1 protein-coding gene is annotated in these 313 nt (G+C 35.5%); it reads left to right on the top strand.

The features are described 5' to 3' along the window. On the top strand, positions 1-313 hold a 313-nt coding region (locus HH682_RS15475), incomplete at both ends, for a tyrosine-type recombinase/integrase (RefSeq protein WP_214238368.1).

Here is a 313-nt window from a genome sequence, read left to right as displayed (position 1 = left end):
ACTCTAGATATCGACGGTACAATTAATTGGGTAACTGATAAAGAAACGGGAGCATTTGGAGTAAAAGAGACCACTAAAACAAGTAAAAGCTATAGAACCATCGGAATCACTACCCAAAGTATTAACTTACTTAAAACGCTTATTTTAGAAAACAAGAAAGAAAACCAGTGGAATGACAATTTTATTGATAGAGGGTACATATTCACAAATACAGCTGGTAGCCCTATCGACTTGAACAAAATAAACACCATTATCAAAGAGGCTACTGAGATTAGTTCCATTAAGAAGTCTGTAACGACGCACACATTACGTC

It is taken from the genome of Rosenbergiella gaditana, assembly GCF_018494065.1.
Taxonomy (GTDB): Bacteria; Pseudomonadota; Gammaproteobacteria; order Enterobacterales; family Enterobacteriaceae; genus Rosenbergiella; species Rosenbergiella gaditana.
Note: the sequence above shows the minus strand (reverse complement) of the source record. Positions and strands in the feature narration are given on the sequence as shown.